This window comes from Streptomyces sp. NPDC040610 (genome assembly GCF_055594065.1).
In genome coordinates this window covers 389755-407909 of sequence record NZ_JBVIXA010000007.1, presented here as the reverse complement: position 1 = coordinate 407909, position 18155 = coordinate 389755, and the positions used below count along the sequence as shown (strand labels likewise).

Here is an 18155-nt window from a genome sequence, read left to right as displayed (position 1 = left end):
GAGGAGGCGTCCGGCGTAGGCCGCCCCGGCCCGGCCGGGGGAGAGGGTTCCGGGCACCCCGGCCCGGCATCCGCACAGCACCCCACCGCACCCACCGTCCCCGCCGCCCCCCTCACGCCCCTCACCCCCGCCCGAACAGCCGCGCCCGCAGGGACGTACGGGGACTTCGAGCGTTGTGTGCGGGCCGTGCAGTCCAAGGACGCCCGGTTCGACGGGTGGTTCTTCACCGCCGTCCTGACGACCCGCATCTACTGCCGTCCCAGTTGCCCGGTCGTGCCGCCCAAGCCCCAGAACATGAGCTTCTACCCGAGCGCCGCCGCCTGCCAGCAGGCCGGATTCCGCGCCTGCAAGCGCTGCCGCCCCGACAGCAGCCCCGGCTCGCCCGAGTGGAACCAGCGGGCCGACCTCGTGGCCCGCGCCATGCGGCTCATCGGCGACGGCATCGTCGACCGCGAGGGCGTCCCCGGCCTCGCCACCCGCCTCGGCTACAGCACCCGCCAGGTCGAGCGGCAACTCCTCGCCGAACTCGGCGCGGGCCCGCTCGCCCTCGCCCGCGCCCAGCGCGCCCAGACCGCCCGGCTGCTCATCGAGACCACCACCCTGCCCATGGCCCAGATCGCCTTCGGCGCGGGCTTCTCCTCGATCCGTACGTTCAACGACACCGTCCGGGAGGTCTTCGCCCTCGCCCCGGGGGAACTTCGGACCCGGGCGGTGAAGCGGGCCGGGGGCAGTCGTTCGGCCGCCAAAGCCCAGGCCAACGCCGATGCCAACTTCAGCGTCGGTACGCATGGTGCGCACGGTGCGCGTGAGGCTTCCGTGTCCGGTGCGGCCTCCGTGGCCAACAGGACCTCCGCCGCCAGCGGCCCGCACACCTCCCTCACCGCCGAAGGCGCCCCGCCCGCCGAAGGCGCCCCCGCCACCATCTCCCTCCGCCTCCCCTTCCGCGCCCCCCTCAACCCCGACAACCTCTTCGGGCACCTCGTCGCCACCGCCGTGCCCGGCGTGGAGGAGTGGCGCGACGGCGCCTACCGCCGCACCCTGCGCCTGCCCTACGGACACGGCATCGTGGCCCTCACCCCGCACCCCGACCACATCGGCTGCCGCCTGACCCTCACCGACCCGCGCGACCTCACCCTCGCCATCAGCCGCTGCCGGCGCCTGCTCGACCTGGACGCCGACCCCGTCGCCGTCGACGGCCAGCTCGCCGACGACCCGCTGCTCGCGCCGCTCGTCGCGAAGGCGCCGGGGCGGCGGGTGCCGCGCACCGTGGACGAAGCCGAGTTCGCCGTACGGGCGGTCCTTGGGCAGCAGGTCTCCACGGCCGCCGCCCGCACCCACGCCGCGCGCCTCGTCACCGCCCACGGCGAGCCCGTCGACGACCCCGAGGGCGGCCTCACCCACCTCTTCCCCGCGCCTGGCGCCCTCGCGGACCTCGACCCGGAGTCGCTCGCGCTGCCCCGAAGCCGCCGCACCACCCTGCTGACGCTGGTGCGCCACCTCGCCGACGGCACCCTCCAACTGGGCGTCGAGAACGACTGGGAGCGCGCCCGCGCCCAGCTCACCGCCCTGCCGGGCTTCGGCCCCTGGACCACGGAGGTCATCGCGATGCGGGCCCTCGGCGACCCGGACGCGTTCCTGCCCTCCGACCTCGGCATCCGGCGCGCCGCCCAGGCGCTCGGCCTGCCGCACACCCCCGCCGCCCTCACGGCGCGCGCCGCCGCCTGGCGCCCCTGGCGCGCCTACGCCGTGCAGTACCTGTGGGCCACCGAGGACCACGCCATCAACCACCTCCCCGCATAAGGGCTTCCACCACGTTCCCGCACCGCGGGGACCCGAACGGGACGTGACCCATGTACCGACAGCACACCGTCGTCGACAGCCCCTACGGGCCGCTCACCCTCGTCGCCACCGACGGCACCCTCAGCGGCCTCTACATGACCGAGCAGCGCCACAGGCCTGCCGAGGAGACCTTCGGCGACCGCGACCCGTCCCCCTTCGGCCCGGCGACGGAGCAGCTCCAGGCCTACTTCGCGGCCGAGTTGAAGGAGTTCGACCTGCCGCTGCGCCTGGACGGCACCCCGTTCCAGCGCTCGGTGTGGCAGCGGCTCCTTGAGATCCCCTACGGCGAGACCCGTACGTACGGCGAACTTGCCGCGGAGCTCGGCAACCCCGCCGCCTCCCGCGCCGTCGGCCTCGCCAACGGCAAGAACCCCATCGGCGTCATCGTCCCCTGCCACCGCGTCATCGGCGCGAACGGCGGCCTCACCGGCTACGGCGGCGGCCTCGACCGCAAGCAGCGCCTCCTCGCCTTCGAGAGCGGGTCGGTTCTCTTCTAGGGCAGACCGTTCGGGGCAGTCGGTTCCGGGCGGGCGGTTCAGTGCGGGCGGTTCAGGACAATCGCAGGAGCGACTAGGAGCGACTAGGAGCGAGAACGGGTTCGGGTCAGCCGATCCGGCGCCCGTTCTCCAGCTCCACCGCCCCCGTCCCCGCGTCCAGCGCGTCCAGCGCCGCGAGGACCCGGCCCGCGAGCGGCCCCGGGAGGTACGTCGGCAACTCCTCGCGGGTGGCGAGGCGCCACGACAGCAGTTCCTCCTTCTGGAGCCGGATCGCCTCGAACCGGTCGTCGGCGAGCACCCCGCCGTCGTACAGGAAGGCCACCAGCGGAGGCCGTGCCGACGTGCCGGGCACCCAGTCCACGGCGAGCAGCCCACCGGGCTCGACGTCCAGGCCGATCTCCTCGACGGTCTCGCGGCGCGCACCCTGGCGCGGGCTCTCGCCGTCGTCCGACTCGACGGTGCCGCCCGGAAGGGCCCAGCCCTCGCGGTAGTTGGGCTCCACGAGCAGGACGCGTCCGGCGCGGTCGCGGATGACGCTGGCGGCTCCGGCGAGGACGCGGGGGAGGCCCGCGATGTACGTGGCGTAGTCGAGAGTGGTCACGACAGGCAGCGTAGCGCCAGGTGGATCACCCGCCGTGGCGCTTCGGCGGCGTCAAGTCCTGCGGCTCCGCCGCCCCCTCCGCCGCCCCCTTGGCCACCCCGGCCGCCGGCGCCGCGTCCCCCGCCTCCCGCACCGCCAACCGCGCCGTCCGCTCCGCCAGTTCGCTGATCCGCGCCCCGTCGTAGCCGAACACCGCGCTGCGCACCCGGTCCCGCAGCGGATCGCGCCACTGCGCAGGAAGGGCCGCGGCCCCGCAGAGCACCCCCGCGACGGACCCCGCCGTCGCTCCGTTCGAGTCGGTGTCGAGGCCGCCGCGGACGGTCAGCGCGATGGTGCGCGTGAAGTCCCCTTCGCCGTACAGCAGTCCGGCCGTGAGGACGGCGGCGTTCGGCACGGCGTGGATCCAGCCGAGCCCCGCCGTCTCGCTCTCCGCCGTCGCCAGCGTCTCCTCCCAGCTCAGCGACGCCTCGTACAGCGACATCACACGGCGTACCGTCCGCGCGAACCGGCTGCTCGCCGGGATCACGGTGAGTGCGGCGTCGAGCGCGTCCCGCGGCCCCGCCGCCGTGAACGCCGCCGAGACCAGCGCCGCCGCCCACATCGCCGCGTACACGCCGTTGCCCGAGTGCGAGAGCACCGCGTCCCTGCGGGCGAGGGACGCGGCGCGGCGCGGGTCGCCCGGGCAGGTCCAGCCGAAGATGTCGGCGCGGATCAGCGCCCCGATGAACTCCTGGTACGGATTGTCGTACGTCGCCGTCAGCGGCGGCTTGAGCCCGTTCGTGAGATTGCGGTACGCGGCGCGCTCCGCCGTGTACGTCTGGAGATAGGGCAGCCGCAGCAGCCACAGCTCGCCCACCTGCTCGGTGCTGAAGCCGAACCCGTGCGACTCCAGGAGTTCCAGGCCGAGGATCGCGTAGTCCACGTCGTCGTCGCGGCAGCTGCCGTCGACGCGGCCGCGCACGCAGGCGCGCCACTCCGGGCGCAGCTCGAAGCCCGCCGCGCCCTCCGGCGGCTCCGGCAGGTAGTCGGTGAGGGGGAGCGCGTCGGTGAGCCGCAGATAGCGGTCGATGCGGTCGCGCGTCCAGTGGTCGCCGCGCTCGACGGGCTTGCCGAGCATGTTCCCGGCGACCCGGCCGAGCCAGCCGCCATGGACGCGGTCCGCGAGCGGGATGTCCGGTGCCGTCGACGTCATGCGTCCGGTCTACCCGAAGGCGGGGGTGCGCCGCGCGCCGCCGACCGGGACCGGGGGATGATCGATCATCCCCCGCACATCCCGCGCACCGTTCTGCCCCGACATGAGCGGAAAACTCCGGGCAGTGGATCAACGTCTGCTCCGGTCGACCATGGGCAGCGGCCCCCTCCTGCGGTTATGGTCGCAGCGGCGCGACTGCCTTGACGCGAGCAAGGCCCGGAAAGCAAGGGGAATGCAAGGTGGCGGACGCTGCAGAGACGGCGGGAGTCGGCGCGGCACGGGGCGCCGAGGGTACGGGTCGCGGCCATGTGCTCATCGCCGCGGACAAGTTCAAGGGGTCCCTCACGGCCGTGCAGGTCGCCCAGCGCGTGACGGCGGGCCTGCACGGCGTGCTGCCGGACCTCCCGGTGCGGGCGCTGCCCGTGGCCGACGGCGGTGACGGCACGGTCGACGCGGCCGTGGCGGCCGGTTTCGAACGCCGGGAGGCGCGGGTCACCGGGCCGCTCGGCGACGAGGTGGTGGCGGCGTACGCGCTGCGCGACGGCACGGCCGTCGTGGAGATGGCCGAGGCCTCCGGGCTGCAACTGCTGCCTGCGGGGACGTTCGCGCCGCTCACGGCGACGACGTACGGCAGCGGCGAGCTGATCCGTGCGGCGCTCGACGCGGGCGCCCGCACCCTCGTCTTCGGCGTCGGCGGCAGCGCGACGACCGACGGCGGCGCGGGCATGCTGGCGGCGCTCGGCGCGCGGTTCCTGGACGCGGCCGGGGAGCCCGTGGCGCCCGGCGGCGGCCCTCTGCGGGAGCTGGCGTCGGCCGACCTGTCCGGCCTCGACCCGCGGCTCGCGGACGTCGACATCGTGCTCGCCAGTGACGTCGACAACCCGCTGACGGGCCCCAAGGGCGCGCCCGCGGTGTACGGGCCGCAGAAGGGCGCCACGCCGGACGAGGTCGCCGCCCTCGACGCCGCGCTCGCGCACTTCGCGCGGGTCCTCGCGCGGGACGCCGGACCGCAGGCCCTGGAGTACGCGGACGCGCCGGGCGCCGGCGCGGCGGGCGGCATCGGCTACGGGGCGCTGGTCGGCCTCGGGGCGTCGTTCTGGCCGGGCATCGACGTCATGCTGGACGTCCTCGGCTTCGCGCCCGCGCTCGCCGGGGCGACCCTCGTCATCACGGGGGAGGGGTCCCTCGACGAGCAGACCCTGCACGGGAAGGCTCCTGCCGGGGTGGCGGCGGCCGCTCGTGCCGCCGGGGTGGACGTGGTCGCCGTCTGCGGGCGGCTCGCGCTGCCCCCGTCGGCGCTCGGCACGGCCGGAATCCGCCGGGCGTACGCCCTGACCGACATCGAACCGGACGTGGCCCGCTGCGTGGCCGAGGCGGGCCCCCTCCTGGAACGCCTCTCGGCCAAGATCGCCACGGATTTCCTGACCTGACCGGGGCCCGGCGGGCGTCACAACGCCTGAGGGGCCCGAACCAAACGGTTCGGGCCCCTCAGGGCTACGTACGTACAGGATCCGCTACGGCACCTGCGTGGCGCGGGCCTCACGCCGGTTGTCCCGGAAGTTGTTCACCCGGCGAGCCGTGGCGAACAACGGAATCACCGCACCGAGGACGAGCTGCAGCGCGCACCCGGTCTGGAGCAGCAGCTGCCCACCGGGCGCGTCGAAGGCCCAGGCGGCGAGCAACCCCATCGCGGAGACGATCCAGGCGAGCATGGCGACCGCCAGGGGGCCACGCGGCTTCGGGTACTCGACCCGGCTCACCATCAGCCAGGCCGTGCCGATGATCGCCAGGAGCGTGGCCACGAAGGGCAGCTCCAGGAGCACGATGGAGACCACCGTCAGCGCCCCGAAGGGCGAGGGCATGCCCTGGAACGTGCCGTCCGGCAGCGTCACGCAGGAGAATCTCGCAAGCCGCAGCACCACCGCCAGCAGGACCACGATGGCGCCCACCGCCGCGACCCGCTCGTGCGCGTCCCGCGCGACCATGCCGTACACGAGCACGAAGTACGCGGGTGCCAGGCCGAAGCTGATCAGGTCGGAGAGGTTGTCCAGCTCCGCGCCCATCGGCGACGACCGCAGCTTGCGGGCCACGAGGCCGTCGAAGAGGTCGAAGACCGCCGCGCACAGCATCAGGATCACCGCGGTGGCGGCGCTGTTGCGGGCCATGCCCGACTCGTCGCCCGACAGGTGCGGGATCAGGATGCCGGTGGTGGTGAAGTACACCGCCATGAAGCCGCACGTGGCGTTGCCGAGCGTGAGGGTGTCCGCTATCGACAGCCGCAGTGACAGCGGCATGTCCTCGTCGGCGTCGTCCGCGTCCGCGGCCTCGGGCACCCAGCCCGCCTGTGTCTCCGGATCAGTCACGGTCAATGCGAGTCACCCCAGCCACGGTCTTCTGACCCACTTCGACATCCACCTCGACGCCCTCGGGCAGATAGATGTCGACGCGCGAGCCGAAGCGGATCAGGCCGATTCGCTCGCCCTGCTCCACCTTCGTGCCCTGCGGCACATACGGCACGATGCGGCGCGCGACCGCGCCCGCGATCTGGATCATCTCGATGTCGCCGAGCTCGGTGTCGAAGTGCCAGACAACGCGCTCGTTGTTCTCGCTCTCCTTGTTGAACGCCGGGACGAACCCGCCGGGGATGTGCTCCACGGACGTCACCGTGCCCGCGAGGGGCGCGCGGTTGACGTGCACGTTCAAGGGGCTCATGAAGATCGCGACGCGGGTGCGCCCGTCCTTCCACGGCATGATGCTCTGCACCACACCGTCGGCCGGGGAGATCACCCGGCCCTGGGTGATCTCGCGCTCGGGGTCGCGGAAGAACCACAGCATTCCGGCCGCGAGGGCGGTCGCGGGCACGGCGACCGCCGCCGCGCCCTTGGAACGGCGCGCCTTGGCCAGGCTGAGTGCCGCGGTGGCGACGGTCGGCAGAAGCCACGGCGATGCTCCGCGCGCGAGGCGTACGCCGGCCAGGCTGTCGCGAGGTGCAGAGGTTTGGCTGTGGGGCATGGATGACCTTCGTAGCGGATGATGCCGCACTGCATACGGGGGGACGGCGGCTTTCCCGGGATCGTATCGGTTGCGAGCCACAACTGGGCAAGCCAGGAAGCCGAGTCGGCCGCCGGAGCGTGCTGACAGGGTGTGATCTTCTTCTCGAATAAATCTCGAAGGAATCACCCCAAGTCGGACATTTATCCCTGGAATCGATACTCTTCGAGGAGTCGTCGGCCAATGATCATTTTCTGGATCTCGGCGGTACCTTCACCGATGAGCAACATCGGTGCCTCACGGTAGAGACGCTCGATCTCGTACTCCTTCGAGAAGCCGTAGCCACCGTGAATCCTGAACGCGTCCTCTACGACTTCCTTGCAGTATTCGGACGCCAGATACTTCGCCATTCCGGCTTCGAGGTCGTTTCGCTCCCCGGAGTCCTTTTTGCGTGCTGCGTTCACCATCATCGCATGGGCGGCCTCGACCTTGGTAGCCATCTCGGCCAGCTTGAACTGAATCGCCTGGTGCTGGGCGATCGGCTTTCCGAAAGTGTGACGTTGTTGGGCATAGGAGACACCCAGCTCGAAGGCACGCTGCGCGACCCCGCAACCACGCGCGGCCACATTCACGCGGCCGACCTCGACGCCGTCCATCATTTGGTAAAAGCCGCGGCCGGTCTGTCCGCCGAGCACGCGATTGGCCGGAATGCGCAGGCCATCCATGATCAGTTCGGTGGTGTCGACACCCTTGTAACCCATCTTGTCGATCTTCCCGGGGATGGTGAGGCCCGGACGCACCTCGCCGAAGCCCGGTTCCTTCTCCACCAGGAAGGTCGTCATCGACTTGTGGGGGGCCGTACCCTCGGGGTGTCCTTCGTCACTTCTGACGAGTACGGCGACCAGAGTTGACGAGCCCCCGTTGGTCAGCCACATCTTCTGACCGTTGAGTACGTACTCTCCCCCACTCTCGGCTTCGCTCGAGCGGGAGGTGCCCCCATCGTCCCTGACCGCCTTCGACGTGATCGCCGACACGTCCGAGCCGAGCCCCGGCTCCGACATCGAGAACGCGCCCCGCACCTCGCCCGTCGCCATCCGCGGCAGGAAGTGGTCCTTCTGCTCCTGCGTGCCGTGCTGCTTGAGCATGTACGCCACGATGAAGTGGGTGTTGATGATGCCGGACACCGACATCCAGCCGCGCGCTATCTCCTCCACGCACAGCGCGTAGGTGAGCAGCGACTCGCCGAGACCCCCGTACTCCTCCGGGATCATCAGGCCGAACAGGCCCAACTCCTTGAGGCCGTCCACGATCGCTTGCGGGTACTCGTCACGGTGTTCCAGCTCCGTCGCCACCGGAAGGATCTCTTTGTCGACGAAGTCCCTGACGGTGGCCAGGATTTCCTGCTGGATGTCGGTCAGACCGGCGGTCTGGGCGAGTCGGCTCATCACGGTCTCAGCTTTCGGTCTTCGGCGACGGGGTGTTCAGCTCCGGGCGGCCGGGCTGCTCGCCGCCCCTCTCCTTGATGTACGTCTCCGTGGGCACCATCACCTTGCGGCGGAACACACAGACCAGCGTGCCGTCCTGCTTGTAGCCCTTGGTCTCGACGTACACGATGCCGCGGTCCGACTTGGACCTCGACGGCGTCTTGTCCAGGACGGTCGTCTCGCCGTAGATCGTGTCGCCGTGGAACGTCGGCGCCACGTGCTTGAGCGACTCGACCTCCAGGTTCGCGATCGCCTTGCCCGACACGTCCGGCACCGACATGCCGAGCAGCAGCGAGTAGATGTAGTTGCCGACGACGACGTTCTTGCCGAAGTCGGTCGTCCGCTCCGCGTAGTTGCTGTCCATGTGCAGCGGGTGGTGGTTCATGGTGAGCAGACAGAAGAGGTGGTCGTCGTACTCGGTGACCGTCTTGCCGGGCCAGTGCTTGTACACGGCGCCGACTTCGAACTCTTCGTAGGTGCGGCCGAATTGCATGATCCCTACGCCTCCGGGGCCTCGAACGTGCTGGTGCGCCTCATGCCCGCGGCCCGGCCCTTGCCGGAGATGACGAGCGCCATCTTGCGGCTGGCCTCGTCGATCATCTCGTCGCCGAGCATCGCGGAGCCCTTCTTGCCGCCCGCCTCGGACGTGTAGTACTCGTACGCGTCCAGGATCAGCTCGGCGTGGTCGTAGTCCTCCTGGGACGGCGAGAAGATCTCGTTGGAGGCCTCGACCTGGCCCGGGTGCAGCACCCACTTGCCGTCGAAGCCGAGCGCGGCGGCCCGCCCGGCGACCTCGCGGTAGCCGTCGATGTTGCGGATCTGCAGGTAGGGGCCGTCGATCGCCTGGAGGTTGTTGGCGCGGGCGGCCATCAGGATCTTCATCAGGATGTAGTGGTAGGCGTCCGCCGGGTAGCCGGGCGGCTGCTCGCCCACGACCAGCGACTTCATGTTGATCGACGCCATGAAGTCGGCCGGGCCGAAGATGATCGTCTCGACGCGCTGGGAGGCCGTCGCGATCTCGTTGACGTTGTTGAGACCCTGGGCGTTCTCGATCTGCGCCTCGATGCCGATCTTGCCGACCTCGAAGCCCATCGTCTTCTCGATCTGGGTGAGCAGCAGGTCGAGGGCCACGACCTGCTGGGCGTCCTGGACCTTGGGCAGCATGATGCAGTCCAGGTTCGGGCCCGCGCCCTCGACGACGGTCACGACGTCGCGGTACGTCCACTCGGTCGTCCAGTCGTTCACGCGCACGACCCTGGTCTTGCCCGTCCAGTCGCCCTCGTTGAGGAACTTGACGATGGTGTGCCGCGCCTCCGGCTTGGCGAGCGGCGCGCAGGCGTCCTCCAGGTCGAGGAACACCTGGTCGGCGGGGAGGCTCTGGGCCTTCTCCAGGAATCGCGGGTTCGAGCCCGGCACGGCCAGGCAGGAGCGGCGCGGGCGGAGCCGGTTCACGGCGCCGGGCTGCGGCTGGGACGGGGTCATGCGGGGACCTCCAGGGGGTCGAGGTGGTTCGCTCTGCGGATCTCGTCGACGATACGGCCGATGATCTCCGTGATGCCGAAGTCCTTGGGGGTGAACACGGCGGCCACACCCGCCGCCTTCAGGTCCTCGGCGTCGCTGGTGGGAATGATGCCCCCGGCGATGACGGGAATGTCGTGCGCGCCCGCCGCGCGCAGCCGCGTCAGGACGTCCGGCACGAGCTGCGCGTGCGAGCCAGACAGGATCGACAGGCCGACCGCGTGCACGTCCTCCGCGAGCGCGGCGTCCACGATCTGCTCGGGGGTCAGCCGGATGCCCTGGTAGACCACCTCGAACCCGGCGTCACGCGCGCGCACCGCGATCTGCTCGGCGCCGTTGGAGTGCCCGTCCAGGCCCGGCTTGCCGACCAGGAAGCGGAGCTTGCCGCTGCCGAGGTCGGCGGACGTCTTCTCGACCTTCTCGCGGACCAGGGCGAGCGGCGTGCCCGCCTCCGCGGTGACCGCCACCGGCGCCCCGGACACGCCCGTGGGCGCCCGGAACTCCCCGAAGACCTCCCGCAGCGCGCCCGCCCACTCGCCGGTCGTGACACCGGAGCGCGCGCACTCCAGGGTGGCCTCCATCAGGTTGCCGGTCCCGGCCGCGACCTCCTTGAGCCGGACGAGTGCCTGCTGGACGGTGGGGAAGTGGAACGGGTCGCCCAGACCCTGCCGGTCCGAGGACTCCTGCCGGGTGGTGCGCCAGTCGCCGATGGCGTCCACGACGCGCGCCTCGACCGCCGGGTCGACCGTCATGATCGCGGTGTCCAGGTCGGCGGTGAGCGGGTTCGGCTCCGTCGTCTCGAAGACGTTCACACCGATGATCTTGTCCTCGCCCGCCTCGATCCGGGCCCGGCGCTCGGCGTGCGAGGACACCAGTTGCGACTTCAGATAGCCCGACTCGACGGCGGCCATCGCGCCGCCCATCTGCTCGATGCGGTCCATCTCCGCGAGGGACTCCTCGACCAGGGCGTCCACCTTGGCCTCGATCACGTGCGAGCCCGCGAAGATGTCCTCGTACTCCAGGAGGTCGCTCTCGTGCGCGAGGACCTGCTGGATGCGCAGCGACCACTGCTGGTCCCAGGGGCGGGGCAGACCGAGCGCCTCGTTCCAGGCGGGCAGCTGCACGGCACGCGCGCGTGCGTCCTTCGACAGCGTGACGGCGAGCATCTCCAGGACGATGCGCTGGACGTTGTTCTCCGGCTGCGCCTCGGTCAGGCCGAGCGAGTTGACCTGCACGCCGTAGCGGAAGCGCCGCTGCTTGGGGTTGCTGATGCCGTACCGCTCGCGCGCGACCCGGTCCCAGATGCGGCCGAAGGCCCGCATCTTGCACATCTCCTCGATGAACCGCACCCCTGCGTTCACGAAGAACGAGATCCGCGCGACCACGTCGCCGAACTTCTCCTCGGGCACCTGCCCGGAGGCACGCACCGCGTCGAGCACCGCGATCGCCGTGCTCATCGCGTACGCGATCTCCTGCACCGGCGTGGCCCCGGCCTCCTGCAGGTGATAGCTGCAGATGTTGATCGGGTTCCACTTCGGGATGTGCGCCACCGTGTACGTGATCATGTCGGTGGTCAGCCGCAGGCTTGGCCCCGGCGGGAACACGTGCGTGCCGCGCGACAGGTACTCCTTGACGATGTCGTTCTGCGTCGTCCCCTGGAGCTGGGTGATGTCGGCGCCCTGCTCCTCGGCGACGACCTGGTACAGCGCGAGCAGCCACATGGCGGTCGCGTTGATCGTCATGGAGGTGTTCATCTGCTCCAGGGGGATGTCCTGGAACAGCCGCCGCATGTCGCCGAGATGGGACACCGGGACGCCGACCCGGCCCACCTCCCCGCGCGCGAGGATGTGGTCCGGGTCGTAGCCGGTCTGCGTCGGCAGGTCGAAGGCGACCGACAGGCCGGTCTGGCCCTTGGCGAGGTTGCGCCGGTACAGCTCGTTCGACGCCTCCGCCGTGGAGTGACCGGCGTAGGTGCGCATCAGCCACGGCCGGTCTTTCTGGCGCTCAGTCATGTATGGGCCCTCGCCCCTCAGATGTTGCGGAAGCGGTTGATGGCGTCGAGGTGCAGGGCCCGCTTCTCCGCGTCGCGCACGCCGAGCCCCTCCTCGGGCGCGAGCGCGAGGACGCCGACCTTGCCCTGGTGGAGGTTGCGGTGCACGTCGTAGGCGGCCTGCCCGGTGTCCTCCAGGGAGTACACCTTGGAGAGCGTCGGGTGGATCTTGCCCTTGGCGATCAGCCGGTTGGCCTCCCAGGCCTCGCGGTAGTTGGCGAAGTGCGAGCCGATGATGCGCTTCAGGGACATCCACAGGTAGCGGTTGTCGTACTCGTGCATATAGCCCGAGGTGGAGGCGCAGGTGGTGATGGTGCCGCCCTTGCGGGTCACGTAGACGCTGGCGCCGAAGGTCTCCCGGCCGGGGTGCTCGAAGACGATGTCGATGTCCTCGCCGCCGGTGAACTCGCGGATGCGCTTGCCGAAGCGCTTCCACTCCTTGGGGTCCTGGGTGCGCTCGTCCTTCCAGAACTTGTACCCCTCGGCGTTGCGGTCGATGATCGCCTCGGCGCCCATCGCGCGGCAGATCTCCGCCTTCTGCGGGCTGCTCACCACGCAGATCGGGTTGGCGCCGCCGGCCAGCGCGAACTGCGTGGCGTACGACCCGAGTCCACCGCTCGCGCCCCAGATCAGGACGTTGTCGCCCTGCTTCATGCCGGCGCCGTTGCGGGAGACGAGCTGGCGGTACGCGGTGGAGTTCACCAGGCCGGGCGCCGCCGCCTCCTCCCAGCTGAGGTGGTCCGGCTTCGGCATCAGCTGGTTGGACTTCACCAGCGCGATCTCCGCGAGACCGCCGAAGTTGGTCTCGAAGCCCCAGATGCGCTGCTCGGGGTCGAGCATCGTGTCGTTGTGGCCGTCGGAGGACTCCAGCTCCACGGACAGGCAGTGCGCGACGACCTCGTCGCCGGGGTGCCAGGCGTTCACTCCGGGGCCGGTACGCAGAACGACGCCCGCGAGGTCGGAGCCGATGATGTGGTACGGCAGGTCGTGGCGCTTGGTGAGGTCGCTCAACTTGCCGTACCGCTCCAGGAACCCGAAGGTCGACAGCGGCTCGAAGATGGACGTCCACACGGAGTTGTAGTTCACGGACGAGGCCATCACGGCCACCAGGGCCTCGCCCGGGCCGAGTTCGGGCACCGGCACTTCGTCCAGGTGCAGCGACTTGCGCGGGTCCTTGTCGCGGGTCGCGAGCCCGGCGAACAGCTCCGTCTCGTCCTTGTGCACGGTCACCGCGCGGTAGGACTCGGGCAGCGGCAGCGCGGCGAAGTCGGCGGCCGAGGTGTCCTGCGATTGGATCGCGTCCAGGATTTCCTGCATGGGTTGCCTCCGGCGAAGGGCGCTTCGAGGGGGAGCGCTCTGAGGGGTACGTCGGGGTGGTGCTGGAAAGCGGGATGGTGCCGTCGGTTCGGCGGAGGTGGTGCTGTGGCGGCGCCCTGGTGGGGCGCGGGGTGCCTGTGACGCAGGCGTCCGGGCGCGCTCGCCAGTGGCTCGCGGGGACAGCCGGTGGGGGAAGGTTCTCCACCCGTCGGCCGCCCGGACAACATCAACGTATGACACCGCGTGCCAGTCGGCAAGACACTCAGTGCCAACAATTTCTCTCAGTTGTCATCGCGGGGGTTCATCTGAGCGATGATCGATCATCGCAGGTCAGAGGGCATGCGGAGGCGGGCACACAAAAGCCGGACGGGCAGTGACAGCCCGTCCGGCGTTTGAGGACGAGGCCCGAAGGGCCGAAAAGGGGGAGAGGGGCGAAGCCCCATCAGGCGCGGGTGCGCAGCGCCTTCTCGATGGTGCGCATGACCTCGTCGAGGGGGGCGTCCGTGCGGGCGACGGTGACCAGGACCTCACCGCCGTCGGAGACGGTGGCCGCAGCCGAGGAGGGCGCTGTGTCCCGCCCGGCAGGGATCCCCGTTCCGAAGGTGCGCCGCACGATCCCGAAGGCGTGGTCCAGCTGCCCCTCCACGTCCCCCTGGCCACCGGCCCGCAGCCAGCGCCGCAGGACGTGGTTGTGGGCCGTGACGACGGCGGACGCGGCGACCTCCGCGAGCAGCGGATCGTCGTTGCCGTGGTGGTGCGCGTGCTCGTCGAAGTGCCCGAGGAGGTAACGGGTGAAGAGCCGTTCGTAGCGCGCCACGGAGGCGATCTCCCGCTCGCGCAGCGTGGGCACCTCACGCGTGAGCCGGTACCGCTCCACGGACACGGCGGGCGAGGCCGCGTACATCTTCATGACTTCCTTGATCCCGCGGCACACCGTGTCGAGCGGGTGCTCGTGCGCGGGTGCCGCGTTCAGCACGGCCTCCGCGCGGATCAGGGTGTCGTCGTGGTCGGGGAAGATCGCCTCTTCCTTGGAGCGGAAGTGGCGGAAGAAGGTCCGGCGGGCCACCCCGGCCTGCGCCGCGATCTCGTCGACCGTGGTCGCCTCGTACCCCTTGGACGCGAAGAGTTCCATGGCGGCGGCCGCCAGCTCCCGGCGCATCTTGAGCCGTTGTGCGGCGGCGCGGCTGCCCGCGGCGCTCTCCGGAGCGTCGGGCGTAGCTGTCGTACGTGAGGACTTGGCGGCCTTGGGCATGCCCCGAACGTACTGCATGTGCGCAGCTGAGTGCGCCTGCGGGACGGGGCTGCCCGACGGTTCGAGCAGCCCGCCCCAGTCCGCGCGCTCGGCGCGCACCGCCTCGTGTGCTCTGGGCCCGGGGTCCGCGCGCCGGTCAGCGCCGGGCATATTCGCGGAAACCCCGGCCCGTCTTGCGGCCGAGGCAGCCCGCGGCCACCAGGTGTTCCAGGAGCGGCGCGGGGGCGAGCCCGGGCTCGCGGAACTCGCGGTGCAGCACCTTCTCGATGGCGAGCGAGACGTCCAGGCCGACGACGTCCAGGAGCTCGAAGGGCCCCATCGGGTAGCCGCCGCCGAGCTTCATGGCCGCGTCGATGTCGTCGAGGGAGGCGTAGTGCTCCTGGACCATCTTGATCGCGTTGTTCAGGTACGGGAACAGGAGCGCGTTCACGATGAAGCCGGCCCGGTCGCCGCAGTCCACCGGGTGCTTCTTGATCGACGCGCACACCTCGCGGGCGGTGGCGTGCACGTCGTCCTCGGTCAGGACGGTGCGCACGACCTCGACGAGCTTCATGGCGGGCGCCGGGTTGAAGAAGTGCAGGCCGATCACGTCGCCGGGGCGGGAGGTGGCGCGGGCGCAGGCCACGACGGGCAGCGAGGACGTGGTGGTGGCGAGGACGGCACCGGGCTTGCAGACCTTGTCGAGCGTCGCGAACAGCTGCTGCTTGATCTCCAGGTCCTCGGCGACCGCCTCCAGGGCCAGATCGACGTCGGCGAACGCGTCGTACGTACCGCTCGGCGTGATGCGGTCCAGGGTCTTCGCCGCCGCCTCGGCCGTCAGGCGCCCCTTGTCGACGGAGCGCGCGAGCGACTTGGCGACCCGGGCCCTGGCCGCGGCGGCCTTCTCCTCGCTGCGGGCGACGATCACCACGTCGTACCCGGCCTTGGCGAAGACCTCCGCGATCCCGGACGCCATGGTGCCGGAACCGGCCACGCCGACGGAGCGGATCTCTCGCCCGCGCGCCTGCCGGGTGCCCTCCAGCGGTGTCGCCGCGTCCCGCACCACCTCCTCGCTGCCGGACGCCGCGTACGTGTAGAAGCCCCGGCCCGACTTGCGCCCCGTCAGGCCCGCCTCGCTGAGCTGCTTGAGGATCGGCGCGGGCGCGTGCAGCCGGTCCTGCGACTCGGCGTACATGGCGTCGAGGACGGTGCGGGCGGTGTCGACGCCGATCAGGTCGAGCAGCGCGAGCGGCCCCATCGGCAGCCCGCAGCCGAGCCGCATCGCCGCGTCGATGTCCTCCCGGCTCGCGTACTTGGCCTCGTACATCGCCGCGGCCTGGTTGAGGTAGCCGAAGAGCAGCCCGTCGGCGACGAAGCCGGGGCGGTCGCCGACGGCGACGGGCTCCTTGCCGAGCGCGCAGGCGAGGTCGGTCACCGCCGCGACGGCGGCCGGCGCGGTGAGCACCGACGAGACGACCTCGACGAGCTTCATGGCGGGCGCCGGGTTGAAGAAGTGCAGGCCCAACACCCGCTCCGGGTGCGCGGATTCGGCGGCGAGCCGGGTCACGGACAGTGCGTTCGTGCCGGTGGCGAGGATCGTCTCGGGGCGCACGATGCCGTCGAGCTCACGGAAGATCTGCTGCTTGATCTCGTACGACTCGGGGGCGACCTCGATCACCAGGTCGGCCTCGGCCGCCGCCCGCAGGTCGGTGAAGGCGCGGAAGCGGGCGAGGATGTCCTCGCGCTCGCCCTCGGTGATCCGTTCGCGGCGCACGGCCCGCGCGGTGGAGGCCTCCAGGGCGGCGACGGCGTGGGCCGTGGCCTGTTCGCTGACGTCGATGCCGATGACCTCGCGGCCCGCGTGCGCGAGCACCTCGGCGATGCCGGTGCCCATCGTGCCGAGACCGACGACGGCGACCGTGCTGAAGGGAGTGTCCATGGGTGGACTCCAGGAAGTGAGTGACGACTGAGGGGCGCACGCGCACGGCGCGTGGCGGGGGCGCACCGGACACGGGCCACGCGAGCGTGCGTGGCGGCCACGCGAGCGGGCGTGAAGTGGCGTACGGCGTGCGGAGGTTGCGCGAGAGGGGAACCGGCAGGCCCTGTCCCGTGGCCACGCCGTCCTGCGGTACGTACGTACCGAACCGACAACACTCAAGACGGCTGCGTCACCAGGCCGTCAGGAGCTGAAATACGAAGAGCGAGAACTGCGAACGAACTCTACGCGGGGAGTGTGCCCCGCTCACATGAGATTAACCCGCGAGTAACGAGCGCGCCAGCCCCCGGTGTCTGTGACGTCCGTCGCGACTAGGCTCTGCGCATGGATGCGGAGTTGCGGACGGTGACGAATCGCTTACGACGCGAGGCGGTGGCGTCGGGAGCGCTGGACGCGTACGAGAGACTGCTGGCCGCCAACACCGCGGACGAGCTCGCGGGGGTGCTGCTCGCGGCCGGACAGCCCCTGTGGGCGCGGGAGTTGGCTGCGGTCAGGCTGGGGGTCCTGGGGGACCGGCGGGCCTTCGAGTCGCTGGTGCTGCTGCTCAACCACCGGGATCCGCCCCGCTGCGCCGCCGCCGCGTACGCCCTCGCGCGGCTCGGCGACCGGCGCACGGCGCGCGCGGCGGCGGCGCTCGCCACGAACGAACTGCGGGTCGCCTATGCCCTGCATCCGGTGCGCCTCCTCACGGAACTGCGCGCCCCGGAGTCGGCACCCGCCCTGATCGTCACCCTCCAGCGCCGCCTCACCCCCAACGACCCTTACGGCAAGGTCGCGCTGGCGTGCGTCGAGGGGCTCGGGGCGCTCGGGGACGCCCGGGCCATACCGGTGCTCACGGCCGCCTGCGCCCACCCGCGCCTCGCGGCGGCCGCGGCGGCGGCGCTCGCCCGGGTGTCGGTGCGGGCGCAGGGGTCATGAGGGTCTGCCGACGATGAGGCGGCGCAGGAAGCGCACGTAGGGGCTCCAGCGGGCGGGGCGGCGGACCGTGCCGGTCAGGGCGCGCTCCGCCCGGTCGAGGCTGTCCTCTAGGCAGGCGTCGTGGAAGGGGCGGTACGCCAGCGGCCAGGTCAGCCGGGCCGGGCCGTGGGTGCGCATCGTCAGGGTGTGGCGCAGGACCGTGTGCCCGCTGCCGTCGTCCAGCGGGTGCACCGTGAACTCGTGGAACCCGTCGAAGCCGCGCGGCCCGGTGAAGGCGAACCGCACCCACTGCCGGGGCGCGTGCGCCGCGACCGTGTACCGGACCGGGCCGTGGCCGCCGCGCGACCCGGGCGCGAGCCCCCGGTCCAGCCTCATGGGCGGCCAGCCGGGCGTGGGCCACAGCGGGTCGTCGGGGGTGGCGAGGGCGTCGACGAGGTCGCCGACCGCGCTCGGCTCGACGGGCAGGAGGCGTTCGTGGACGTTGAGGACGGCCATGATGGCTCCAGGTGCGTTGTGGAGGG

General features: G+C 71.2%; 16 protein-coding genes. 4 read left to right on the top strand and 12 right to left on the bottom strand.

Features of this window, described 5'->3' with window-relative positions; translation table 11 throughout:
* Positions 1-177: 177 nt before the first annotated feature.
* Both ACZ6AA_RS25455 and ACZ6AA_RS25450 read left to right on the top strand, forming a co-directional pair.
* A complete protein-coding gene (locus tag ACZ6AA_RS25455) occupies positions 178-1800 on the top strand; it encodes an AlkA N-terminal domain-containing protein (protein ID WP_471460223.1) in 1623 nt (540 codons plus the stop codon).
* A gap of 50 nt (positions 1801-1850) precedes the next feature.
* The gene (locus tag ACZ6AA_RS25450; protein ID WP_468482640.1) at positions 1851-2336 is read left to right on the top strand and encodes a methylated-DNA--[protein]-cysteine S-methyltransferase; all 486 of its coding nucleotides are present in this window, start codon (positions 1851-1853) and stop codon (positions 2334-2336) included.
* A 106-nt stretch (positions 2337-2442) separates the two neighbouring features.
* Here ACZ6AA_RS25450 and ACZ6AA_RS25445 read toward each other — a convergent pair whose 3' ends face one another.
* Positions 2443-2937 carry an NUDIX domain-containing protein gene (locus ACZ6AA_RS25445; protein WP_471460127.1) on the bottom strand — a complete coding sequence of 165 codons (495 nt, stop codon included), beginning with the start codon at positions 2935-2937 and terminating at the stop codon, positions 2443-2445.
* Between the two features lie 25 nt (positions 2938-2962).
* The gene (locus tag ACZ6AA_RS25440; RefSeq protein WP_468454548.1) at positions 2963-4129 is read right to left on the bottom strand and encodes an ADP-ribosylglycohydrolase family protein; all 1167 of its coding nucleotides are present in this window, start codon (positions 4127-4129) and stop codon (positions 2963-2965) included.
* A 308-nt stretch (positions 4130-4437) separates the two neighbouring features.
* On the opposite strand from ACZ6AA_RS25440, the gene ACZ6AA_RS25435 reads away from it, so the two are divergent.
* A complete protein-coding gene (locus ACZ6AA_RS25435; protein WP_471460221.1) occupies positions 4438-5559 on the top strand; it encodes a glycerate kinase in 1122 nt (373 codons plus the stop codon).
* Positions 5560-5643: 84 nt separating this feature from the next.
* On the opposite strand, the gene pssA is transcribed toward ACZ6AA_RS25435, so the two are convergent.
* From pssA to ACZ6AA_RS25390, 9 genes are all read right to left on the bottom strand, one after another.
* Positions 5644-6498, bottom strand: a complete 855-nt coding sequence (gene pssA / locus ACZ6AA_RS25430) for a CDP-diacylglycerol--serine O-phosphatidyltransferase (RefSeq protein WP_468454550.1) — start codon at positions 6496-6498, stop codon at positions 5644-5646.
* On the bottom strand, positions 6485-7141 hold the full coding sequence (locus tag ACZ6AA_RS25425; RefSeq protein WP_030361809.1) for a phosphatidylserine decarboxylase: 657 nt from the start codon (positions 7139-7141) through the stop codon (positions 6485-6487). Before ACZ6AA_RS25425 ends, pssA begins: the two co-directional genes overlap by 14 nt.
* Positions 7142-7323: 182 nt before the next feature.
* Positions 7324-8565 (bottom strand): acyl-CoA dehydrogenase family protein, encoded by a 1242-nt coding sequence (locus ACZ6AA_RS25420; protein WP_468455044.1) that lies wholly within the window; start codon positions 8563-8565, stop codon positions 7324-7326.
* Between the two features lie 7 nt (positions 8566-8572).
* Entirely contained in the window at positions 8573-9097 is a 525-nt protein-coding gene (locus ACZ6AA_RS25415; RefSeq protein WP_468454551.1) for a MaoC family dehydratase, read from the bottom strand.
* A 5-nt stretch (positions 9098-9102) separates the two neighbouring features.
* Complete coding sequence (locus ACZ6AA_RS25410) at positions 9103-10086, bottom strand: HpcH/HpaI aldolase/citrate lyase family protein (protein ID WP_468482638.1); 984 nt, start codon at positions 10084-10086, stop codon at positions 9103-9105.
* The gene (locus ACZ6AA_RS25405) at positions 10083-12134 is read right to left on the bottom strand and encodes a protein meaA (RefSeq protein ID WP_468454553.1); all 2052 of its coding nucleotides are present in this window, start codon (positions 12132-12134) and stop codon (positions 10083-10085) included. The genes ACZ6AA_RS25410 and ACZ6AA_RS25405 overlap by 4 nt, the downstream gene beginning before the upstream one ends.
* 17 nt (positions 12135-12151) lie before the next feature.
* Complete coding sequence (ccrA, locus tag ACZ6AA_RS25400; protein WP_380857918.1) at positions 12152-13489, bottom strand: crotonyl-CoA carboxylase/reductase; 1338 nt, start codon at positions 13487-13489, stop codon at positions 12152-12154.
* 442 nt (positions 13490-13931) lie between these two features.
* Positions 13932-14741, bottom strand: coding sequence for a TetR family transcriptional regulator (locus tag ACZ6AA_RS25395; RefSeq protein ID WP_468454556.1), 810 nt, complete (start codon positions 14739-14741; stop codon positions 13932-13934).
* Positions 14742-14877: 136 nt separating this feature from the next.
* A complete protein-coding gene (locus ACZ6AA_RS25390; protein ID WP_468454558.1) occupies positions 14878-16659 on the bottom strand; it encodes a 3-hydroxyacyl-CoA dehydrogenase family protein in 1782 nt (593 codons plus the stop codon).
* Positions 16660-17040: 381 nt separating this feature from the next.
* Between ACZ6AA_RS25390 and ACZ6AA_RS25385 the strand changes: the two genes are divergently transcribed.
* Positions 17041-17634: a HEAT repeat domain-containing protein gene (locus ACZ6AA_RS25385; RefSeq protein ID WP_471460123.1), complete on the top strand. Its 594-nt coding sequence runs from the start codon at positions 17041-17043 to the stop codon at positions 17632-17634.
* Here the strand turns inward: ACZ6AA_RS25385 and ACZ6AA_RS25380 are convergent.
* A complete protein-coding gene (locus tag ACZ6AA_RS25380; protein WP_471460121.1) occupies positions 17629-18129 on the bottom strand; it encodes an SRPBCC family protein in 501 nt (166 codons plus the stop codon). The two genes, ACZ6AA_RS25385 and ACZ6AA_RS25380, sit on opposite strands and share 6 nt — an antisense overlap.
* Positions 18130-18155: the final 26 nt, after the last annotated feature.